General features: G+C 52.1%; 23 protein-coding genes. 12 read left to right on the top strand and 11 right to left on the bottom strand.

The window, feature by feature from the left end; genetic code table 11:
* Nucleotides 1-112 precede the first annotated feature (112 nt).
* Entirely contained in the window at nt 113-580 is a 468-nt protein-coding gene (locus ATL17_RS13985; protein ID WP_133573437.1) for a low molecular weight protein-tyrosine-phosphatase, read from the bottom strand.
* A 206-nt stretch (nt 581-786) separates the two neighbouring features.
* On the opposite strand from ATL17_RS13985, the gene ATL17_RS13980 reads away from it, so the two are divergent.
* From ATL17_RS13980 to rlmN, 3 genes are all read left to right on the top strand, one after another.
* On the top strand, nt 787-1,320 hold the full coding sequence (locus ATL17_RS13980; protein WP_133573436.1) for an invasion associated locus B family protein: 534 nt from the start codon (nt 787-789) through the stop codon (nt 1,318-1,320).
* A gap of 138 nt (nt 1,321-1,458) precedes the next feature.
* A complete protein-coding gene (locus tag ATL17_RS13975) occupies nt 1,459-1,998 on the top strand; it encodes an invasion associated locus B family protein (RefSeq protein WP_133573435.1) in 540 nt (179 codons plus the stop codon).
* A 78-nt stretch (nt 1,999-2,076) separates the two neighbouring features.
* Nucleotides 2,077-3,273: a dual-specificity RNA methyltransferase RlmN gene (rlmN, locus tag ATL17_RS13970; RefSeq protein ID WP_133573434.1), complete on the top strand. Its 1,197-nt coding sequence runs from the start codon at nt 2,077-2,079 to the stop codon at nt 3,271-3,273.
* A 9-nt stretch (nt 3,274-3,282) separates the two neighbouring features.
* Here the strand turns inward: rlmN and ATL17_RS13965 are convergent, their stop codons facing one another.
* The 4 genes from ATL17_RS13965 to ATL17_RS13950 form a co-directional block, all read right to left on the bottom strand.
* Nucleotides 3,283-4,296, bottom strand: a complete 1,014-nt coding sequence (locus ATL17_RS13965; protein ID WP_133573433.1) for a GlxA family transcriptional regulator — start codon at nt 4,294-4,296, stop codon at nt 3,283-3,285.
* Between the two features lie 2 nt (nt 4,297-4,298).
* The gene (locus tag ATL17_RS13960) at nt 4,299-4,853 is read right to left on the bottom strand and encodes an isochorismatase family protein (protein ID WP_133573432.1); all 555 of its coding nucleotides are present in this window, start codon (nt 4,851-4,853) and stop codon (nt 4,299-4,301) included.
* Nucleotides 4,854-4,955: 102 nt separating this feature from the next.
* Nucleotides 4,956-5,804, bottom strand: a complete 849-nt coding sequence (locus ATL17_RS13955) for a 23S rRNA (adenine(2030)-N(6))-methyltransferase RlmJ (RefSeq protein ID WP_133573431.1) — start codon at nt 5,802-5,804, stop codon at nt 4,956-4,958.
* An 18-nt stretch (nt 5,805-5,822) separates the two neighbouring features.
* The gene (locus tag ATL17_RS13950; RefSeq protein WP_246028728.1) at nt 5,823-6,497 is read right to left on the bottom strand and encodes a LysE family translocator; all 675 of its coding nucleotides are present in this window, start codon (nt 6,495-6,497) and stop codon (nt 5,823-5,825) included.
* A gap of 161 nt (nt 6,498-6,658) precedes the next feature.
* Here ATL17_RS13950 and ATL17_RS13945 point away from each other — a divergent pair, with 161 nt between their 5' ends.
* Both ATL17_RS13945 and ATL17_RS13940 read left to right on the top strand, forming a co-directional pair.
* On the top strand, nt 6,659-7,879 hold the full coding sequence (locus tag ATL17_RS13945; protein WP_133573430.1) for an argininosuccinate synthase: 1,221 nt from the start codon (nt 6,659-6,661) through the stop codon (nt 7,877-7,879).
* Nucleotides 7,876-8,478 carry a VOC family protein gene (locus ATL17_RS13940; protein WP_133573429.1) on the top strand — a complete coding sequence of 201 codons (603 nt, stop codon included), beginning with the start codon at nt 7,876-7,878 and terminating at the stop codon, nt 8,476-8,478. The genes ATL17_RS13945 and ATL17_RS13940 overlap by 4 nt, the downstream gene beginning before the upstream one ends.
* A gap of 188 nt (nt 8,479-8,666) precedes the next feature.
* Here the strand turns inward: ATL17_RS13940 and ATL17_RS13935 are convergent, their stop codons facing one another.
* Nucleotides 8,667-9,866, bottom strand: a complete 1,200-nt coding sequence (locus ATL17_RS13935; protein WP_133573851.1) for a benzoate/H(+) symporter BenE family transporter — start codon at nt 9,864-9,866, stop codon at nt 8,667-8,669.
* A gap of 242 nt (nt 9,867-10,108) precedes the next feature.
* On the opposite strand from ATL17_RS13935, the gene typA reads away from it, so the two are divergent.
* The gene (gene typA, locus ATL17_RS13930) at nt 10,109-11,926 is read left to right on the top strand and encodes a translational GTPase TypA (protein ID WP_133573428.1); all 1,818 of its coding nucleotides are present in this window, start codon (nt 10,109-10,111) and stop codon (nt 11,924-11,926) included.
* A 20-nt stretch (nt 11,927-11,946) separates the two neighbouring features.
* Here typA and ATL17_RS13925 read toward each other — a convergent pair whose 3' ends face one another.
* Complete coding sequence (locus ATL17_RS13925) at nt 11,947-12,441, bottom strand: hemerythrin domain-containing protein (protein WP_133573427.1); 495 nt, start codon at nt 12,439-12,441, stop codon at nt 11,947-11,949.
* 181 nt (nt 12,442-12,622) lie between these two features.
* Here ATL17_RS13925 and ccoN point away from each other — a divergent pair, with 181 nt between their 5' ends.
* From ccoN to ccoP, 4 genes are read left to right on the top strand one after another with little or no spacing between them, the layout of a single operon-like run.
* Nucleotides 12,623-14,239, top strand: a complete 1,617-nt coding sequence (ccoN, locus tag ATL17_RS13920; RefSeq protein WP_133573426.1) for a cytochrome-c oxidase, cbb3-type subunit I — start codon at nt 12,623-12,625, stop codon at nt 14,237-14,239.
* 11 nt (nt 14,240-14,250) lie between these two features.
* A complete protein-coding gene (gene ccoO, locus ATL17_RS13915; protein ID WP_133573425.1) occupies nt 14,251-14,982 on the top strand; it encodes a cytochrome-c oxidase, cbb3-type subunit II in 732 nt (243 codons plus the stop codon).
* 13 nt (nt 14,983-14,995) lie between these two features.
* Nucleotides 14,996-15,166 (top strand): cbb3-type cytochrome c oxidase subunit 3, encoded by a 171-nt coding sequence (locus ATL17_RS13910; RefSeq protein WP_133573424.1) that lies wholly within the window; start codon nt 14,996-14,998, stop codon nt 15,164-15,166.
* A 4-nt stretch (nt 15,167-15,170) separates the two neighbouring features.
* On the top strand, nt 15,171-16,034 hold the full coding sequence (gene ccoP / locus ATL17_RS13905) for a cytochrome-c oxidase, cbb3-type subunit III (protein ID WP_133573423.1): 864 nt from the start codon (nt 15,171-15,173) through the stop codon (nt 16,032-16,034).
* 81 nt (nt 16,035-16,115) lie between these two features.
* On the opposite strand, the gene ATL17_RS13900 is transcribed toward ccoP, so the two are convergent.
* A complete protein-coding gene (locus ATL17_RS13900; protein ID WP_133573422.1) occupies nt 16,116-16,697 on the bottom strand; it encodes a flavodoxin family protein in 582 nt (193 codons plus the stop codon).
* A 247-nt stretch (nt 16,698-16,944) separates the two neighbouring features.
* Between ATL17_RS13900 and ATL17_RS13895 the strand changes: the two genes are divergently transcribed.
* On the top strand, nt 16,945-17,295 hold the full coding sequence (locus ATL17_RS13895; protein WP_133573850.1) for a winged helix-turn-helix transcriptional regulator: 351 nt from the start codon (nt 16,945-16,947) through the stop codon (nt 17,293-17,295).
* A 9-nt stretch (nt 17,296-17,304) separates the two neighbouring features.
* Here the strand turns inward: ATL17_RS13895 and ATL17_RS13890 are convergent, their stop codons facing one another.
* Complete coding sequence (locus ATL17_RS13890; RefSeq protein ID WP_133573421.1) at nt 17,305-18,198, bottom strand: LysR family transcriptional regulator; 894 nt, start codon at nt 18,196-18,198, stop codon at nt 17,305-17,307.
* A 90-nt stretch (nt 18,199-18,288) separates the two neighbouring features.
* Here ATL17_RS13890 and ATL17_RS13885 point away from each other — a divergent pair, with 90 nt between their 5' ends.
* Nucleotides 18,289-19,053, top strand: coding sequence for an SDR family oxidoreductase (locus ATL17_RS13885; RefSeq protein WP_133573420.1), 765 nt, complete (start codon nt 18,289-18,291; stop codon nt 19,051-19,053).
* Between the two features lie 17 nt (nt 19,054-19,070).
* Here ATL17_RS13885 and ATL17_RS13880 read toward each other — a convergent pair whose 3' ends face one another.
* Together ATL17_RS13880 and ATL17_RS13875 are read right to left on the bottom strand one after the other, a co-directional pair.
* Complete coding sequence (locus ATL17_RS13880; RefSeq protein ID WP_133573419.1) at nt 19,071-19,670, bottom strand: GNAT family N-acetyltransferase; 600 nt, start codon at nt 19,668-19,670, stop codon at nt 19,071-19,073.
* A complete protein-coding gene (locus ATL17_RS13875) occupies nt 19,667-20,890 on the bottom strand; it encodes a cation:proton antiporter (RefSeq protein WP_208111215.1) in 1,224 nt (407 codons plus the stop codon). Before ATL17_RS13875 ends, ATL17_RS13880 begins: the two co-directional genes overlap by 4 nt.
* Nucleotides 20,891-20,942: the final 52 nt, after the last annotated feature.

The raw sequence follows: 20,942 nt of genomic DNA, 5'->3' as shown, positions 1-20,942 counted from the left end.
GCCGGGGTAATGAGCGCAGCGAGTGACGGCGGCGCGTAAAAAAGCCGGGGGTGCCGGGGTAGTGAGCGCAGCGAGTGACGGCGGCGCGCAAAAAATACCCCGAAACAAAAAACTAGCCCTTATACCGGGCCAAAATATTCTCGCTGGCGGTTTCGATTAAGTCGAGTACGTGGGTAAAACCGTCGGTGCCGCCGAAATAGGGGTCGGGGACTTCTTGGGTGTTGCTGTCGCCATAGGGCAGAAACAATTCTACTTGAGCCGTCGCGTCTGCGGGCGCGAGCTTTTTCAGGTTGCGCAGGTTTGAGTGGTCCATGGCGAGGATCAGATCATATTTATAAAAATCTTCAATGATGACTTGGCGTGCTCGTAGAGGCGAAAGATCATAGCCGCGGGTGCTGGCGGTTTGGGTGGCACGTTCATCGGGCGGGTGGCCGATGTGCCAATCGCCTGTGCCAGCGCTGTCAATCTCCAGCGGAATGCCTTTAGTTTGTGCCATTTGCTGCAACACAGCGTGCGCGGTGGGTGAACGGCAGATGTTTCCAAGGCATACAAGCAGGATTGAACGTGGAAAATTGGACATTTTGGCTCCTTTGCCGCTCAGTTTTAACGCTTCGTTCACCTTGAATTGTGAAACAGAGAGTATGGATAAGACATATGCCAAAATAAGGTCAAATTTCTGCTTATTTTGAGGATTTGAATAAAATGCTGCAAATCTTTGCGGCTTGGTAACCCTCATTGGCGGATAATAAGCGGGAACGTGGGTAATTGGACAAAGGACCCAAAGGAATGATTGAAGCAAAACAAATGAAAAGATTTGCGCTTAAGGCAGGCATTGCGTTGATGGTTGGTGTGCTTTCAACAGGCACAGCACAGGCCGCAGCCAACAAAATTGGTACGTTCAATTTTTGGACCGCCTGGACCGATCAGGATAGCAAGGGCAAAATCTGCTATATTTCTTCACAGCCGCAAGATGCTCAGCCAACAAATGTGACGCGTAGCCCCATTCACTTTTTGGTGACCCATCGCACGGGGTCTGGCAAACGGAACGAAGTGGCCACTTTGATTGGCTATCCGTTTAAGCCGGGTGCTGAGGCAAGTGCCACTGTGGATGGCAAAGCCTACCCAATGGTCACCGACAGTCAGCAAGAAGCAGGTTGGTTGGCCTCAACTGCGGATGAGCCAAGCTTTGTGGATGCGATGAAGCGCGGTTCAGAGCTTGTGGTGCGCGGTATTTCAACACGTGGTACACGTACAACAGACACATATTCATTGTCTGGTGTGACCGCGGCGATGAACGCAATCGATAAAGAATGTAATTAATCCCAACTGGGACAAATTCATGCGAGGCGCGGACCTAGGTTCGCGCTTTCGTGCGTTTAGGGTCTGTTTTGGGGTGCATTTTCAGCCAAGCTGTGGTTTAACCCCAAAATCAGGCACACATAGATGATAGGCAGGTTTATGCGCATCAGAAATATGGCAATCTCTTCTTGCTCCTTGGTCAAAATTGGATTTTTGGCCATGATTATGGTGCTGGCAGTGGGCCAAGCGGGCTTTGCACAATCGGTGCAATCTTTGGGTGATTTTAAAGCCTGGTCTGCCTATTCCACGGTGAAATCTGCCACAAATTTGTGCTTCACCCATTCCAAGCCGGTGGAAATTGAGCCGCAATTGGAAGATATGGGTGACCCATATTTTTATGTGACCCACCGCCCGAATGAGGGTGTGCGTTATGAGATTAATCTTGTGGCGGGCTTTGATTTTCAAACAGATAGTTTGGCCGCCGTGCAAATTGGCAGCCAATCCTATTCCATGTTTACCCAGGGCGATGCGGCGTGGCTTGAAGATGTGAGCCAAAGTGCCGATATGGCCGCGGCAATGCGGCGTGGGTCAACCATGGTGGTTGAAGGGATCGACCAGCGGGGCACCAAGGTGCGCTTGGTCTTTTCACTTTCCGGCGCAACCGCGTCGATGCGCGCCATTGATAATGCGTGTGGCTAGCGAGCCGTCCATCTAAATTCTTTGCCTTTTGGCCTAGGTTCTGGTATTGGCTCGCCTCTGAATTGATGAGGTTATAACATGTCGATCAGCCTAGATATTGCCAATGCCAATGTGAAAACCGCCACCAAACCATCTTTGGTGGGGATGGATCGTGACGATCTGATGCAGGCGCTGGAAGAATTGGGCTTGCCTGAAAAGCAGCGCAAGATGCGGGTTTCCCAGTTGTGGAACTGGCTTTATGTCAATGGCGCTAGCGATTTTGATCAGATGACCAATATCGCTAAAGGCTTGCGGCAGCAATTGGCTGAAAAGTTTGACCTGTCTCGTCCTGAAATTGTCAGTGAGCAAGTTTCAACCGACGGCACGCGCAAATGGTTGTTCCGGTTTAAAGACCCGATGCAACCCAATATGCCGCCAGTTGATGTTGAGACGGTATATATTCCTGAAGAAGATCGCGGCACTTTGTGTGTGTCGTCGCAAGTGGGCTGCACGCTCACCTGCACCTTCTGCCACACCGGCACGCAAAAGCTTGTGCGCAACCTCACCGCAGGTGAAATAGTCTCGCAAGTGTTGATGGCGCGGGAACGTTTGGGCGATTATCCGGGCGGCGAGCGCCCAACGGATGGCATTGTGCCGCGCGCAGGCATTCGCTCGGTCACCAATGTGGTGATGATGGGCATGGGCGAGCCGCTTTATAATTATGACAATGTGAAAAAAGCAATGTTGCTGATGTCTGACGGGGAAGGCATTTCCCTGTCGCGTCGCCGCATCACCTTGTCGACCTCTGGCGTTGTGCCGTTCATTCCAAAAATTGGCGAAGAAACCGGCGTGATGTTGGCGATTTCATTGCACGCGGTGAATGATGAGCTGCGCAATGAGTTGGTGCCGATCAACAAAAAATGGCCACTTGAAGAGCTGCTTGAAGCTTGCCGCAATTATCCGGGTCTTTCCAACGCCAAGCGCATTACGTTTGAATATGTGATGCTCAAAGATGTGAATGACAGCGTGCAGGACGCCAAGAAATTGGTGCGGATGCTGGATGGTATTCCAGCCAAGATCAATTTGATCCCGTTCAACCCATGGCCGGGTTCACAATATGAATGTTCAAGCTGGGCGCAGATCGAAAAATTTGCCGACATCGTCAATATGGCCGGATATGCCAGCCCAGTGCGCACCCCGCGTGGCCGCGATATTTTCGCAGCCTGTGGTCAGTTGAAATCTGAAACTGAGCGCATGAGCAAAAAAGAACGCGATGCTATTGCGGCAGCCGAATAGGCCTTTATTTTAAGCGCTGGCCAATTGCGTGCGCTGCCATTGGCGTGGCGATTGGTTGTGGCGTTGCTTCCATGCCCGGTGAAACTGCCGGGCTGAGTTATAGCCTAAATCATCTACCAGCTTTTCGATGCTGATATGTTGTGCCTTGAGCTGATGTTCGGCTATGGCGATGCGCAATCCATTCACATAGTCGGGCACGCTCAAACCGGTTTCTTGATTGAACAGGCGCGAGAAGTGACGGGCGCTCATATGCGCTTCGGCGGCCAGCCGTTCCACCGTCCAGTTGAGGGCGGGGTCCGTGGTCACCTGATCTTGAATACGGTGAATGGTGGGGTGCAAATGACTACGCCCCTGCAAGAAAGGCGAAAGCTGCGGTTCGTTGCCGTCACGGCGGGTAAACACCACCATATGCTGGGCGATTTGCGCGGCGATGGCCAACCCCAACTGCTGCCCCACAATATAGAGCATCAAATCAATGCCAGAGGTGATGCCCGCGCTTGAATAGCGATTGCCATCTTCAATATAGAGGCGGTTTTCTTCGACCTTTAATTTGGGGGAAATGTCCCGCAACTCGTCCAAGCATTTATGGTGGGTGGTGCATCGTTTGCCATCAAACAAGCCCGCCCGCGCCGCGTTCAGCGCGCCGCTGCATACGGTCACCACCTTATGTTTCGGGTTGATGGTGCGGCGCAGCCAATCTTCCAATTGTGTGTTGGCGTTTTTTGTTTCCTGTTCAGCTGGCATGGCGGCGAAGCCAGGCATGGCGCTGGCATTGCCGCTGATCACCACCATGGCATCCTCTTCAATTGTATCCGGCAATGGTTTTAGATCAGAAAGTGCAAGGCCCATGGAGGAGGGGGCGTTTGGCTGGGCGGAGATAAATTCCACCTCATAGCGCCATTGATTTTGCGCCATATTGGCGCCGCGCAGCACCTCGCAAGGGCCAGCAATATCCAGCATCAACGGGGTGGGCCCGATCACAAAATAGGTTTTGATGGGGGTGGGTGCTGGCCCTCTATCCATTGTTAGTCTCCAAAATGGGCGATGGTGTCATCGACACTGCGAATGGTGGCAAAGCGCCCCGCCAAAACGGTTTCCGTCCGGTGTTTGATTTGATCCGCCAAGAGCGCTGAGCCATCTGGATGATGCATGTCGAATGTCAGGGTGGCATCGGTCACATAATTGACCTTGTAGCCCATATCGCTCGCATTACGGGTGGTGGTTTCGCAGCATTGCTCCGTGCGAATGCCGCAAATGGTCAGTTCATCAATGCCTTGTTCCTTCAGCCATATATCGAGTGGTGTGCCCACAAAGGCGCTGTGGCGGGTTTTTTCAATAATATGGTCTGGCGTCAGCTCAATTGGCGCGAATGTATGGATATGGCCAGAGGATTTGGCAAAAGCGCCTTGTTCTTCAATGTGAAAAATTTGCACCAATTTGATGTTGTTGGCCTTTGCGCCATCAATCAATTTTTGAAGCTGGGCCACAAAGTCTGGCACATATTTTTCTTGATAATAATCCCGGTGCCGGAAGCTTTCTTGCACATCGATGATCAGCAATGCATGGTTCTTATTTGACATTTCGCGCCTTTCAGTTTGAGGTTTGATCAAACCATAAGTCTTGTCAAAAATAGCTTATAGACATTGCTGCGTCAAGTTTAGGACAATTTGCGCCAAAAATTATTAGTCTTCGCGCAGCCACTCCACCCGCACGCGCCCGCGGCCGCTGGGGGCGAGAATGGGCAGCAGCGCAGGCAGTGCCTTTTTCATTTCGTCGTGCAGCACATAGGGCGGGTTGACCACAATCATGCCGGTGCCGTGCAATTTGGGCGGGCTGGAGGGTTTGTCGATGAAAAACTCGATCCGCAAAATTTTGCCAATGCCGCTTTCGCGCAATTGCAGCAAAAAGTGCTCTTTCGCCTCATTGTCTTTGATGGGATACCACAGGGCATAAACGCCGCCGGAAAAGCGGCGATGGGCTTTTTTCACGCCATCCGCCAATCGGCCAAACTCGCCCGCTTTTTCAAATGGTGGGTCCACCAAAATCACGCCGCGTTTTTCTTTTGGAGGCACATGGGCCACCAAAGCTTGCCAGCCATCCAAATGGGTTACTTTGGTTTTTCGGTCGCCTGCTAGATTATGTTCCAGGCGCTGAATATCTTGCGGGTGCAATTCAATGGCCGAAAGCCGATCTTGTGGCCGCAGCATCATTTGCGCGATCAGCGGTGAGCCGGGATAGCGGGTTAGCTTGTCGCCCTCATTGAGATTTTTCACAATCTCCAGATATGGGGCGATGACCTGCTGCACCTCTTCATCAAGCTGAGCGGCCAGCAGCGCTTTGATGCCTTGTTCCCATTCGGGTGAGCGCTGAGCTTCCTCGCTGGTCAAATCATAAAGGCCGATGCCCGCATGGGTGTCGAGCACGCGCAATCCAGCTTCTTTGCGCTGCATATAGCTGAGAATGCGGGTGAGAATAATGTGTTTAATTACATCAGCAAAATTACCGGCATGAAATGCGTGACGATAATTCATATGTGGGCCTTACTCGATTTAATGTCTGGCTTGTGCGGTCAGAATGGTTGCGGCAAATGCGGTGAAAACGGCTGCGAAAGAATAATTAAGCGCCCGGCCAATCCATTTGGATTTCTGCAAGGCTTTTGACAGCCAATCCGCCCCTGCAATCATGGCGACGGTGAGTGGCAGAGAAATCACGATGAATAAAATGCCGAGGCTGAACAATTTGTGCGCGGCATAGGGGTCGCCCGCCACCACAAATTGCGGCAAAAAGGTCATAAAAAACAGAACGATTTTTGGGTTCAGCAAATTGATGCCAATACCAGTGAGGTATGATTTTTTAAGGCTTGGTTGTTTGGTGCTTTTGCCAAAGCTGAACTGCACATTATTGCCAGCGCGCAGCGCGCCGATGGCCAGCCAAATCAAATAAAGCGCACCCGCAATTTTCAACACCAGAAAAGCGGTGGGGGCGGTGGCGATCAGCACAGAAATGCCAAGGGCGACCAGCAATGTGTGGATCAAGATGCCGGAGCAAGCGCCCGCGAGGGCCGCAAAGCCATGGGCGCGGCCAAAATTGAGGGCGCGCGATAAGAAAAGTGCCATGTCGGGCCCGGGGGTGATGGCTAAAATGATGGTGGCAACTGCAAAGGCGGCGAGTAGCGCCGGACTTGGCAGAAAAATAGTGGCGAATTCAGCGATCCATTCCATCATGCTGGCTCCTCCCGATAACATGATGTTTTCATCATATGCCCAGCTTTATTGTAATTGTCTATGGGTTTATTGGGTCGCATTTTATGGGGAATGGCTTTTCATTTGCCCCGCGCAAATCTATAAGGGGCGCGAGATAGCACTAAAGCGAAGAGTTTGAGCCGATGAGCAAGAAAATCAATAAGGTGGTGTTGGCCTATTCTGGCGGGTTGGACACCTCAATCATTCTGAAATGGCTGAAGGTGGCCTATGATTGTGAAGTGGTGACCTTCACAGCCGATTTGGGCCAAGGTGAAGAGCTGGAGCCTGCCCGCAAAAAAGCGGAAATGATGGGCATCAAAGAAATCTTTATTGAAGATGTGCGCGAAGAATTTGTGCGCGACTTTGTGTTCCCCATGTTCCGTGCCAACGCCCTTTATGAAGGCGTCTATTTGCTCGGCACGTCCATTGCCCGCCCCTTGATTTCAAAGCGTTTGGTGGAAATTGCCCATGAAGTGGGCGCTGATGCGATTTCGCATGGCGCGACTGGTAAGGGCAACGATCAGGTGCGGTTTGAATTGGCAGCCTATGCGCTGGACCCAAATATCCGCGTGATTGCGCCTTGGCGTGAGTGGGATTTGCAGTCGCGTACCCGTTTGCTTGAATTTGCTGAACAGCACCAAATTCCGGTGCCGAAAGATAAGCGTGGTGAAGCGCCATTCTCTGTGGATGCGAACCTGCTGCACACCTCGTCTGAAGGCAAGGTGTTGGAAGATCCAGCCGTGGAAGCGCCGGATTATGTGTATCAGCGCACTGTAAATCCAGAAGATGCGCCGGATACACCAGAATATATCACTGTGGAATTTGAAAAAGGCGACCCAATCGCCATCAATGGTGAAAAGCTAACGCCTGCTGCATTGCTGACCAAGCTGAACGAATTGGGCGGCAAGTATGGCATTGGCCGCTTGGATTTGGTTGAAAACCGCTTTGTGGGCATGAAGTCCCGTGGCATTTATGAAACGCCGGGCGGCACCATTTTGCTTGAAGCACACCGAGGCATGGAATCCATCACCTTGGACCGTGGCGCTGCGCATCTTAAAGACGAGATTATGCCGCGCTATGCTGAGCTGATCTATAATGGCTTCTGGTATTCGCCAGAGCGTGAAATGCTGCAAGCCTTGATCGATAAGAGCCAGGAGATGGTGGCCGGTGAAGTGCGCTTGAAGCTTTATAAGGGCAGCGCAACTGTTGTGGGCCGCACCTCACCATTCTCTTTGTATTCAGAAGATTTGGTGACCTTTGAAGAAGGTTCAGGCACCTATGATCACCATGATGCCCAAGGCTTTATCAAATTGAATGGCTTGCGGTTGAAAACATATGCCGCACGTCGCGATTTGAAAAAATGAGGCTGACGCTGGACCATTTGGTTTTGGGCACTGCCGATTTATCGCGCGGGGCCGCTCAATTGACCAAATGGTTTGGCGTGGAACCGTTTGGCGGTGGCGAGCATGAATTGTTTGCCACCCACAATAAATTATGGCGCATCGAAGCGCCGCATTATCCCATCTATCTTGAATTGATTGCCATCAATCCTGCTGCGTCGCCCAAACGGTCGCGCTGGTTCGGGCTTGATGTACCAAGCTTTGCTGGCGACGAGATTGCTGCCATTGGCATGGTGGCGCGGTGCGAAGATATTGCGCAAACCGCGCGGGAGATGGGGCCAGATCATTATGAGATTTTGGATTTGGCGCGTGGGGAATTGCGCTGGCAATTTGCGGTGGAGCGACATGGCTATGTGTTTCCGTCGTCAACGCCGAATTTGATTGAATGGCAGGGCGCGCACCCGCTTGATCATGCCGCGCCGCAAGGGCTTGAGCTGCAGCAAGTGATTTGGCCAAGCGCGATGGCGTTGGCCTTAGATTGGCCTTGCTCTGTGGTTCCAAGCGACGATGGCGAGTTCGGCTTCCGCCTGGCCAATGGTATTGGTCAAACCATTCAATTTTAAATCAAATTTCTGGTTCGCTGCTGCTATGAGGCGATTAGACGAAAGCGGTGGGTTGGTATCATTCAGGTCATCTTGAGCAAAAGCCCTTATTTCAGGCACTATGCGCAGGATTTTGACTGCATTGCGAACTCCCATTTGCTGCTGATAAATCGAATTGTGGGGGTCTCTCAGCGCCAGATGAGAGACCCTTATTTATTGTCCAAATTCTCTTTATTTCGCCGCACCAAATTGTTGGCGTAGGCAATGAATATGCCTGCCAACAATCCCCAAAATGCCCCGGCGATGCCAAAGAAGCTCACGCCGGAGGCGCTGATGAGGAAGGTGACGGCAGCGGCTTCACGGTGGTTTTCGCCTTCAAACGCGCCTTTGGCTGATCCGGCAAAAGCGCCGATCAGGGCAAGGCCTGCCACCGCTTCGATCAAAATGCCGGGGGCGAGGGTGATGAAGGTGGCGGCGACCCCGGCGGCCAAGCCGAAAAACAAATAGGCAATGCCGGCAATAATGGCGGCCCAATAGCGTTTTTGTGGGTCGGGATGGGCATCTTCGCTGGCGCACATGGCGGCGGTGATGGCGGCCAAGGTGACCCCGTGGGCCCCAAAGGGCGCGGCCAATAGGCTGAACACACCTGTGGTGGAGAAAAGGCTGCCCGCGGGCGCTTCATAATTATGCACCCGCAACACGGTGAGGCCGGGAATATTTTGGCTGGCCATATTGACGAAAAATAGCGGCAGCGCGAGGCCAAACAAAGCAGGCAGGCTGAAACCGGGCATCACCAGATCTAGTTTTGGGGGGAAAGCCGCTGCCAATTGCGCGGCGCTGTCTGTGGGCAATTCGATGGCCAGCACCACCACAATCACAAAGGCGATCAAGGCGGCGGGCACCGCCAGCACTTTGTTGAAGCGTCCCACAATCAGCCACGCCAAAACGATGGGTAGGCCAAGGGCCGGGTTAAACGCGATGGCTTTAAACGGCGCGAAACACAAGATTACCAAAATGCCTGCCAGCATGGCGTTGGCGATGGCGCTCGGAATTTTATTGATCAGGGTGCCGAAGGGTTTGATCTGTCCGGCCAAAATCACCAAGATTGAGCTGATGATAAAGGCACCAATGGCCACGCCAAAGCCGCCCTCGATGGGGCCGGAATTGATCAATAAGGCCGCGCCGGGGGTGGACCAGGCCACAGAAATGGGCATGCGATATTTGCGGGCGAGGTATATACCGCCCAATCCCATGGAGATCGACAGCATCATCAAGCCAGTTGCGGCCTCAGCATCGGTGGCGCCCACGGCGCGCAGGCCTTGCAGCACAACGGCAAAGGAGCTGGCGAAGCCGACAAAGGCAACCAAAATGCCCATAAAAAGGGCTTGGGCGGAGAAGTCTTTAAACATGGCAGGTCGATTATTGGTGGCGTAATGCTGAGTACTGTACATTATTCGGGTATATTGCGAAGGAAAAACTGGGTTTGGCGCAGCATTGGCTGTTGCCGATGGCGCACATATTTACCTAAAACTACAGTTCAGGGGCTTTAAGACCCGGTTTTTCGGTTGTTTGCGCAAATAGGTCTTGCTCCAAAGCCGTAACGCAAGTAAAGCAGCGGCAGATAGAACTCCCAATAGATTGGACCTTTAAAATGGCTTTGCGCAATATCGCCATCATCGCGCACGTTGACCATGGTAAAACGACCCTGATTGACGTGCTTTTGAAACAATCCGGCTCCTTCCGCGAAAACCAACGCGTTGAAGAGCGGGCTATGGACAGCAATGATCTGGAGCGTGAACGCGGCATTACCATTTTGGCCAAAGTCACCTCGGTGGATTGGAAAGACACGCACATCAATATTGTGGACACACCGGGCCACGCCGACTTTGGCGGTGAAGTGGAGCGGATCCTCAACATGGTGGATGGCGCGATTGTGTTGGTGGATGCGGCTGAAGGCCCAATGCCACAAACCAAATTTGTGTTGTCTAAAGCGTTGAAAATTGGCCTTAAGCCGATTGTTGCGATCAACAAGATCGACAAGCCTGATCAGCGCGCTGAAGAAGTGCTTGATGAGATTTTTGATTTGTTCGTGGCACTGGACGCCAATGAAGAACAGTTGGACTTCAAAGTGCTTTATGGTTCAGCCAAGCAGGGCTGGATGGCGGCCGACCCAAGCGGCCCGCAAGAAAGCATGACCCCGTTGTTGGATATGGTGATTGACCATGTGCCAGCGCCCACAGTGGAAGAGGGTGAGTTTAAAATGTTGGCGACCACCATCGAATCCAACCCATTTTTGGGTCGGATTTTGACCGGTCGTGTGGTTTCAGGTTCGATCAAGCCAAATGATCAAGTGCACGGCCTTTCTGCTGACGGCACCGTGATTGAGCGTGGTCGGATTTCAAAAGTGCTGACCTTTAAAGGGTTGGAGCGTGTGCCAGTGGAAGAAGCGAAGGCGGGCGACATTGTTGCGCTTTCTGGCTTGTTGACCACCACGGTGGCGGACACAATTGCATCGCCTAGCGTGAAAGAAGCTTTGCAGGCGCAGCCGATCGATCCCCCAACCTTGTCCATGTCGTTCCGGGTGAATGATGGTCCGTTGGCGGGTACTGAAGGTGACAAAGTTCAGTCACGCGTTATTCGCGATCGCCTTTATGCGGAAGCCGAGGGTAATGTGGCCTTGCAGGTGACTGACGGTGAAGATGGTGACAGCTATGATGTGGCTGGCCGTGGCGAATTGTTGTTGTCTGTTTTGATCGAAACAATGCGTCGTGAAGGCTTTGAGCTTTGCTTGGGCCGTCCGAAAGTGGTGTTCCGGGAAGAAAATGGCCAAACATTGGAGCCGATTGAGGAAGTGATCATCGATGTGGATGAAGAATTCTCAGGCCCAGTGGTGCAAAAACTTTCAGAGCGCAAAGGCGATTTGATTGAGATGAAGCCATCTGGCGGTGGCCGCACCCGTTTGGTGCTGCATGTGCCAACCCGTGGTTTGATCGGTTATCAGCCTGAATTGTTGTCAGACACACGCGGCACAGCGATCTTTAACCGCGTATTCCATGAATATGCGCCATATCGCGGCAAAATGCAGAGCCGTCGCACAGGCGTGTTGATTTCCAATGGCAATGGTAAAGCTGTGCCATTTGCGATGTTCAACTTGGAAGATCGTGGCCCGATGATCATCGAGCCAGGCGTGGACGTTTATGAAGGCATGATCATTGGCGAGCATTCGCGCGGTAATGATTTGGAAGTGAACGTGCTCAAAGGCAAGCAGCTCACCAACGTGCGGGCGGCTGGTAAAGATGATGCGGTGAAGCTGACACCACCAAAGAAAATGTCTTTGGAGCAAGCCTTGTCTTACATCGCTGATGACGAATATGTGGAAGTGACGCCAAAGAGCATTCGCTTGCGCAAAATCATGCTCGATCCGAACGATCGTAAGCGTGCGTCACGCGCGGCTGCAAAAGCGTCTTAAGGCGAATTTGCTTTTTAAGTTTAAGAAGCGTCGGGTGTTCCCGGCGCTTTTTTTGTTCTGAGCGCCGATACCAAATAGCGCTCATAGGCCATATGGCGGCGCAATTTTTCAAAAAAGCCGCGCAGCATATATCCGGTCGCATTGGCCGATTGGGAGGGGTGGCCCTCTATGATGGCGCGCAAATTGTCGCGCACTTCTTCCGCGAAACACAAATCTTCATAATGCTCTTCGCGCAATTGGGCGAAGATTTCTTTCATGTCTGTCTCCAGCAGGCTTAGTGCTTGCAGGGCAGGAAAAAGCTCTTTTTCTTCAAATGCTTGTGCGTCTGATAGGGTTTTAACAATGCCATCGCTGGTGAATTTGCACAGGGTTGGATCTGCCTGATCTGGCAGCAAATCTGCGATCAATTCCAGCCGGCCGCACAGGGTTTCCATTTGGCGCTGATGTGCGTCAAATCCGTCCAATACGGCTTGTGCTCTATTTCTTTCCAAAGCGGATGTGCTATCAGTTTTCATGTTGCTTTGATTTGTTCTTTAAAAAGGTTGCGCCAACTGAGGGCATGATGGCGTTGAAAATTCTATTTGGCCTTGACCTAGATCAACGAGGCGATGACCGCACCTCGATAAGTTGCGGATGGGGCAAACCGGGAAGAATTTCCGGTTAAACTTAAACCGAGATTATTTTCTGCGGGGAAATATGAGAAATTTAGGCTGGACGATCTTGCTGGCAATTGGGGCTGTGCTGTCGCTTTTGGCGGCTGGCTTTGCACAAGACGTATTATTTCAAACACATGCGTGGGTCGTGTTTTTTGCGCTCGCGCTGGGGACAATCTTTGTCCTCCGCAAAGTTGATTTTGCGGGGAACGCAGCACCGGTTGATAAATCGGGCTATTTTGACGACCCAATTCGCGCAGGTGTAATCCTGACGACTTTCTGGGGTGTTGTTGGCTTTTTGGTTGGGGTTGTGGTTGCGTTGCAATTGGCATTCCCACAGCTCAACATTGAACCTTATTTGAATTTTGGTCGCTTGCGCCCATTGCACACCTCAGCGGTGATTTTTGCATTTGGCGGTACAGCTTTGATCACCTCCAGCTTCTATGTGGTGCAGCGCACAACCAGCGCGCGCCTCTTGTCCGATGGCTTGGCCCAGTTCGTATTCTGGGGCTACCAGCTTTTCATTTTGATGGCGGCCAGCGGCTATGTGCTCGGCATTACTCAGGGGCGTGAATATGCTGAACCTGAATGGTATGTAGACATCTGGATCACCATTGTTTGGGTAGGCTATTTGATCCTGTTCCTCGGCACTTTGTTTAAACGCAAAGAACCACACATTTATGTGGCGAACTGGTTCTATCTTGCCTTTATCTTCACCATTGCCATGTTGCATGTGGTGAACAATTTGGCGATGCCGGTTTCTCCATTCTCTATGAAGAGCTATTCCGCTTTTGCTGGCGTGCAGGATGCATTGACCCAGTGGTGGTATGGCCACAATGCGGTAGGCTTCTTCCTCACAGCGGGCTTCTTGGGCATGATGTATTACTTTATGCCAAAGCAAGCCGAACGTCCGGTTTACTCTTATCGTTTGTCCATCATTCACTTTTGGTCTTTGATCTTTATGTATATCTGGGCCGGCCCACACCATTTGCACTACACTGCGTTGCCAGACTGGGCGCAAACTTTGGGCATGGTGTTCTCTGTGATGCTCTGGATGCCTTCTTGGGGCGGCATGATCAACGGCTTGATGACCCTGTCAGGCGCTTGGGACAAGCTGCGCACCGATCCGATTATCCGGATGATGGTGATTGCGGTGGCCTTCTACGGCATGTCCACATTTGAAGGGCCAATGATGTCCATTAAAGCGGTGAATGGTTTGTCTCACTACACAGACTGGACCATCGGTCACGTGCACTCAGGTGCATTGGGCTGGGTGGGTATGATCAGCTTCGGCATGGTCTACTTCTTGGTGCCACGTCTTTGGGGCCGCGAGCGCTTATATTCATTGCGCATGGTCAACTGGCACTTCTGGCTCGCCACTCTCGGCATCGTGGTTTACGCAGCTGTGATGTGGGTCTCCGGCATCACACAAGGTTTGATGTGGCGCGAATATGATGCGGAAGGCTTCTTGGTCTACTCATTCGCTGAAACAGTTGCTGCGTTGAAACCTTACTTCATCCTTCGGGCTGTTGGCGGTGCCATGTATCTCGTGGGTGGTCTTGTGATGGCCTACAATGTGTACATGACCATTAAAGGCAAAACCCGGAACGAAAAACCGATCGCCGTTGCCCATGTGGCTACAGCGCAACCAGCAGAATAAGGGGTTGAACCATGGGATTGTTAGATAAACACGGTGTTATTGAACGTAACGCAACCCTATTGCTGGTCGCAGGTCTGGTGACAGTGTCCATTGGTGGTATCGTTGAGATCGCGCCTTTGTTCTATTTGGAAAACACCATTGAGAAGGTGGAGGGCATGCGCCCTTACTCACCGCTCGAACTGGCGGGTCGGAACATTTATATTCGTGAGGGTTGCTACAACTGTCACTCGCAAATGATCCGTCCTTTCCGGGATGAGGTGGAGCGTTATGGTCATTATTCATTGGCTGCAGAGTCTATGTATGACCATCCATTCCAGTGGGGGTCTAAACGAACCGGGCCAGATTTGGCGCGGGTGGGCGATCGCTATTCGAACGAATGGCACGTTCAGCACTTGAAAGATCCGCAATCAGTTGTGCCGGAAAGTGTGATGCCAAGCTATAGCTTCTTGGCGGATGCCGATCTTGGCTTCGATAATGTGAAAGATCATTTGGTGGCCAATCAGCGCGTCGGTGTGCCTTACACTGAAGAGATGATTGAGAATGCTGAAGCTGATTTGAAAGCACAGGCAGATCCAGATGCGGATTGGGATGGCTTGGAAGCCCGTTATCCGAAGGTTGTTTTGGGTGATTTTGATGGTGACCCAGCACGCTTGACGGAAATGGATGCGTTGGTGGCCTACATGCAAATGTTGGGCACGCTGGTTGATTTCAGCTCTTACGACGCGCAAGCAAACTATCGCTAAGGGAGAAAAGACAATGGATTACAATGCTTTTCGACACTTTGCAGACAGTTGGGGGCTTCTATATTTGTTGGTGATCTTTGTCGGCGTGATTTTGTTTTTGATGCGTCCAGGCGCGAAAAAACATGCCGAAATGGCTGCCCAAATCCCCTTAAAAGATGATCGTTCGCCTCAAGGAGAGGAATAGGCCGATGAGTAAAAAAGAAATTGATGAAATCAGCGGCGTTGAAACCACCGGTCACGAATGGGACGGGATTAAAGAGCTGAACACACCTATGCCACGTTGGTGGTTGTGGACCTTTTATGGCACCATCGTTTGGGCTGTAATCTATTGTGTTCTTTACCCAGCCATTCCATTGATCAATGGCGCAACACCAGGCATTTTGGGCTATTCTAGCCGCGGCGAGCTGGCCAAAACTGTTGCTGTTGCTGATGAAGCGAAAGCTGAGTTTGTGTCGCAAATTGAGAGCATGGATGTTGGCGCAGTGCTTGAAAATCCAGAACTGACCCGTTTTGCGGTTGCTGGTGGCGAGTCTGCGTTCAAGGTTTATTGTTCTCAGTGTCACGGTGCGGGTGCAGCTGGTGCGCCAGGCTATCCGAACCTGAACGATGATGAATGGTTGTGGGGCGGCTCTATTGATGAGATCCACGCAACGATTGCTCACGGTGTGCGCTATGATGCGGACGAAGACACACGGATCGGCGAAATGCCAGCCTTTGGCGAGTTTATGGAACGGGATCAAATCCGCGCCACTGCCAATTATGTGGCCAGCCTTTCCGGCCTAGAGCATAACGAAGCTTATGTTGAAGAAGGCAAAACCTTGTTTGAGGAAAACTGTTCAGCTTGTCACGGCGAAGATGCCGGCGGCATGACTGATTTGGGTGCCCCAAGCTTGAACGATGCCATCTGGCTTTATGGCGGCAATGTTGAAGCGATTTCTGCTCAAATCAGCAAGCCACAACATGGTGTGATGCCTGCTTGGCAAGACCGTTTGGGTGACGCAACTGTGAAGCAGTTGGCGGTTTATGTTCACTCATTGGGCGGTGGCCAATAGGCTGCATCATAAAAATTGAAATTGCAAAAGGGCCCCGGTTGGGGCCCTTTTCTTTTAGAGAGAGGTTGAAGTTCGTTTGGGTTAGGCAGCAACTTTTTTTGCGGCGGCAAATTGAGTTGCGATGGTGGCCACGCGCTCGCCCAAATGAGCAGCAGTTTCAAGGTCAGATGGGATAGGGCCATGTTCAGGGCCTTGGTCCGCATTCGATTGGGCCATGGCGCCGAGGGAAGCGCCCAAGCGGTTCAAATCTTCATTTGAGCCAGTTGATGAATTGTTGCCGGGCATCAGGCCAAGGCTCACCCAATGCATGCCATGTTGAGCGGCCAGCAAAGAGAGTTGCTGCAAGGTTGAGTGTTTGTCGCCATTCAGGCTGGATGAGTTGGTGAAGCCAGCGGCGATCTTATCTTTCCAGCCCTGCTCAAACCAAACTTTCGAGCTTTTGTCAGCGAAGGCTTTAAACTCGCCGGATACACTGCCCATATAGGTTGGGCTGCCGAAAATGATGGCATCTGCGGCTTTCAAATCATCCCAATGATTGTCGGCTTCTTCCACGGGAATCAAAATTGGGCTGGCCTTTGTGCGGGCAACGCCATTGCGCACCGCTTCAGCTTGCTTGGCGGTGTGGCCATAGCCAGAGTGAAAAACAATTGCAACTTTAGTCATTTGAACATTCCTAATTGGTCAAAAATCTTTGTCGCCTGTTGGGCGAACAATATGTCGTCACCGGCGGCGCTTGACCTAAATGGGGGCATTAGGATAAAAACTGCAAGAAGGCACTATTTTGATATGTAGGTACATAAAGTATACTAACAAAAATGTGCCCAAAGGAAAGTTGGGGCCTTGCGCCGGAAATGGCGTAAAATGTGCGGAGAAAAAAATGTGCGATGATATGAAAGTACATGGCTTGAAGATGCCTGAATCGATGGATCAGGCCACAAGAAGCCAGCTTTGCCCGGTGGTTTATGCGGTGTCAAAACTTGGCGGCAAATGGAAATTGATCGTTGTGCATAATCTGATCGAAGGGCCCAAGCGCTTTGGTGAGTTGCGCCGCGCCATCCCTGATATTACCCAGCGTATGTTGACGCTAACCCTGCGCGAACTGGAAGAAGATGGCATTGTGAACCGCGAGGTTTTTGAGGTGGTGCCGCCGCATGTTGAATATTCATTGACTGCTGTGGGGCAAGACCTTGAAAATGTCATGAGCTCGCTCGGCGATTGGGGCCGTGCCAACTTTGCCCAACGTCGCAATGCGGTGGCGTGAAGCAAATTTCTATGGTGCGCTGATCTGATCGATCAGAAAATCTTTCACGATCCGAATATTGAGCGGCATGTGGCGATGCGGGTGATGTAGCAACCAGAGATGGGTGGCGTCGTCGCGGATTTGCCCTTGCCATTCTGGTAGTAAATTGACCAGCGTGCCGGATTCTATCGAGGATTTGGCCAGCCAATCCGGCAGCAAGGTGGGGCCGTGGCCCAGTTGCGCGGCTTTTAGCAGGGCAAGCGGCGCCGACAAAGATAGATTACCCTTCGCGCGGATGGTGCATTTTTCCCCAGTGCGCTGGTGATTGAGGTGCCATTTGGTTAGCGCAGGTGGCAAATCCAACAGTAGGCAATCGACCCCTTCTAAATCCGCTGGTATGCTGATTTTATGCCGCCATTCTGGGCTACCCACACAATAATATTGAGGCGACAGCAGCTTGGCTGCGTGCACATTGCCTTGGGGCGTTGGCGCAAAGCGTAAGGCAATGTCAATCTGTCGTTCCAACAGTGCCACATTATCGTCGGTCATGAAGATTTTCAGCTCGATGCGCGGATATTCAGCTTGAAATTTGGTCAGCAAGGGCAGCAAAATCTCATGGCCAAAAGCGGATGAGCAGGTGAGGCGCACTTGGCCTTCTGGTTCCAAAATATGGGCTTTTGCCTCCCGTTCCGCTTCTTTTAGTCCTGAAAGCAAGGGCGCAATTTGCTCCAGATATTGCTGGCCGCGATCGGTGAGGTTGACCTGCCGCGTTGAGCGTTGAAACAATTGAAAGCCCAAGCGATCCTCAAGCCTTGCCACCGCCCGGGTGATATTGCTGGGGTCCACATTCCGGTCGCGCGCCGTTTGGGCAAAGCTTTTGCTGCGGGCCACGTCTAAGGCGATGTCTAAATCGTCAATCTGCATTATTGCATAATGTGCAATAAAATCTTGTAAGTGAAGCTATTTATTGCAGCATCTTGCTTTGCTAGCGTCGCCTCAACCAAGGAGAATTTTATGGATTTTAAAGATCAGACCATATTGATCACGGGTGCCAGCCGGGGCATTGGTGAAGCGGCGGCACGGCATTTTTATGGGTTGGGTGCCAATTTGATTTTGGCCGCGCGGTCAAAAGAGAAGCTGGAGGCACTGGCAGAAGAGCTGGACCCGCAGCGGGACCGCGTTGAAGTGGCGGCAATAGATGTTGCCGATTATGACGCGGTGAAAGCGGTGATGGGACAGGCAGAGCGTTTTGGTGGCCTCGATATTGTCGTCAATAATGCGGGCATGATCGACCCAATTGCGCACATAGGTGATAGCGATCCTGCGGCCTGGTCGCAGATGGTCGATGTGAATTTAAAAGGGCCTTATTATGTGATGCATGCGGTGTTGCCGCAGATGCTGGCAAAACAAGGCGGCACAATCATCAATATCAGTTCCGGCGCGGCCTATAGTGCTCTTGAAGGCTGGAGCCATTATTGCGCCACTAAGGCAGGGTTGCTGCAGCTCACCCGCACTTTGCACAAAGAATATGGAGCGCAGAACATTCGTTCTATCGGCTTAAGCCCGGGCACTGTCGCCACGCAGATGCAGGAGGAGATCAAAGCATCTGGCATCAATCCGGTTAGCCAATTGGACCCATCGGTGCACATTTCACCGGATTGGGTGGCCAAAGCCATCGCCTATTTATGCGGGCCAGCGGGCGACGATTATCTGGGGCAGGATTTTTCTCTCAGCACAGATGAAGGCCGCGCCGCATTGGGCATGTCCTTGGCAAGTTAATTGGCGGAAAGCCGCGCCTAGTCGCGCGGCTTATCCAATTGCCATTGCAAATTGGTTTTAATGGCGGGCCATTCGTGGGGCAAAATGGAATAGATCACGCTGTCGCGCAGCGTGCCATTGGGCATCACCACATGGTTGCGCAAAATCCCGTCCAAACGCGCGCCCAACCGTTCAATGGCGCGGCGGCTTTGATGGTTCAGATGGTGGGTGCGGAATTCAACCGCATTCACTTTAATGTCCTCAAACGCATGGCCAAGCAGCAGCATTTTGCACTCGGTGTTGATGGGTGAACGCTGGGCCGATTTGGCATACCAGGTGGCGCCGATTTCGGCGCGGTGATTTGGCTTATCCAGCCGGAAATAGGTGGTTTGTCCAATCACCTTATTCACCCGTTTGTCGACCACGCTGAAGGCAATAATTTGCCCTTCTTCCTGCATCTTTAGGCGGCGTTCAATCTCCGCTTCCATCTTGTCCGGCGCGGCAACGCCTGTATACCAAAGCTTATAAAGCTCGCCCTCGGCAGAGGCTTCTTGCAACTCGGCCAAATGATCAGGGCTCAGCGGCACCAATTTTGCGGTGTCGGCTTCAAGGGTGATGGGTGCAAACCATTTGCTCATTTGTTTTTGACTTTCTGCATGGTTTTTTCAAAATGGTGGGCCAGTGGCTTGGCGCTTAGGCCATGGACCAGAATGGACAGGCCAACCGTCAGCACGGTGCAGGCCAGCATTTCATCAATATGGGGCAATTCATATTGCTCCGCCACGAACAGGGCGAACAGGATGGAGGCCAATCCCTTTGGGCCAAACCAGCCCAAAATAAAGCGCTCATAAAAGTGCAGCTTTTCACCGAATAGGCTTATGGCGATCGGAACCATGCGCACAATGGTCAAAAAGCCGACGGCGATCAGCACTGTGGTCCAATTGGCATGGGCCAAGCCAACAGGCGCGAGCACCGCGCCAAAGATCATAAAGGTGAGGATGGACAAGAAGGTGCTTTCGCCTTCCAAAAATTCGGTGATGAATTTGTGGTTGGTTTTCTTGGCATTGCCAAAAGTCAGGCCCGCCACAAAGGCCGCGATAAAGCCATTGCCGCCAATGCTCTCTGCACCGAAAAAGGCCGCCAGCCCGACACTGAGGAAGAAAATGCCTTCATATATGGGCTGGGTGAACTTATGGTGGGTGGCCATATCGAGCAATTTTGCGCCGATAAAGCCAATCGCGATGCCCGCCAAAGGGCCAAATATGATTTGAGCGCCCACAAACTGGCCGATGGCAAGGGGCGTGAGGCTGATATTGCTGGTGGCTTCATTGGCCATCAGCAGGGCGGCAAACACGACCACGGGCAGGGCCAGCCCGTCATTCAAGCCGCTCTCCACATTGATCGCTTCTGAAACGCGCGTGGGCACGTCCTTATCTGCGAGGATTGGTTGCGCCAGCGCCGCATCGGTTGGGGTGAGGATGGCCGCTGTCAGCAGCGCCATTGCCCACGGCAAATCTGGTGCCAGCAGCATGATCATGGCCGCGCCCATCAAAATGGTCAGCGGCATCCCGATCAGCAACATACGTGTAGGCAGGGCATAGTGCGCCTTGAGGTTGCGCAGGCGGATTTTGGAGGCATCGAGAAACAGAGTGAGAATCAGCGTGATTTCCGCCACCGTGTGGATGGTGCTGTCGTCAATATTAAGGTCGATCACGCCTAAACCCGCTGGCCCTAAGCCCAGCCCTAGCCCTGCGAAGAAAATCGGCAAGGTGATCCATGATTTTTCAATGGGGCGCACAAACAGGGCAAACCCCATAATGCCAAATAAGATCAGGGCGAATTGAAAGCTATGGGGCATGAAAAAGCCTTGGCTGACGAACAGGTCTTGACCCCATTATGATCGGCCATTG

Source organism: Maritalea mobilis, assembly GCF_004363175.1.
Taxonomy (GTDB): domain Bacteria; phylum Pseudomonadota; class Alphaproteobacteria; order Rhizobiales; family Devosiaceae; genus Maritalea; species Maritalea mobilis.
This window is presented reverse-complemented; position numbering and strand designations above follow the sequence as displayed.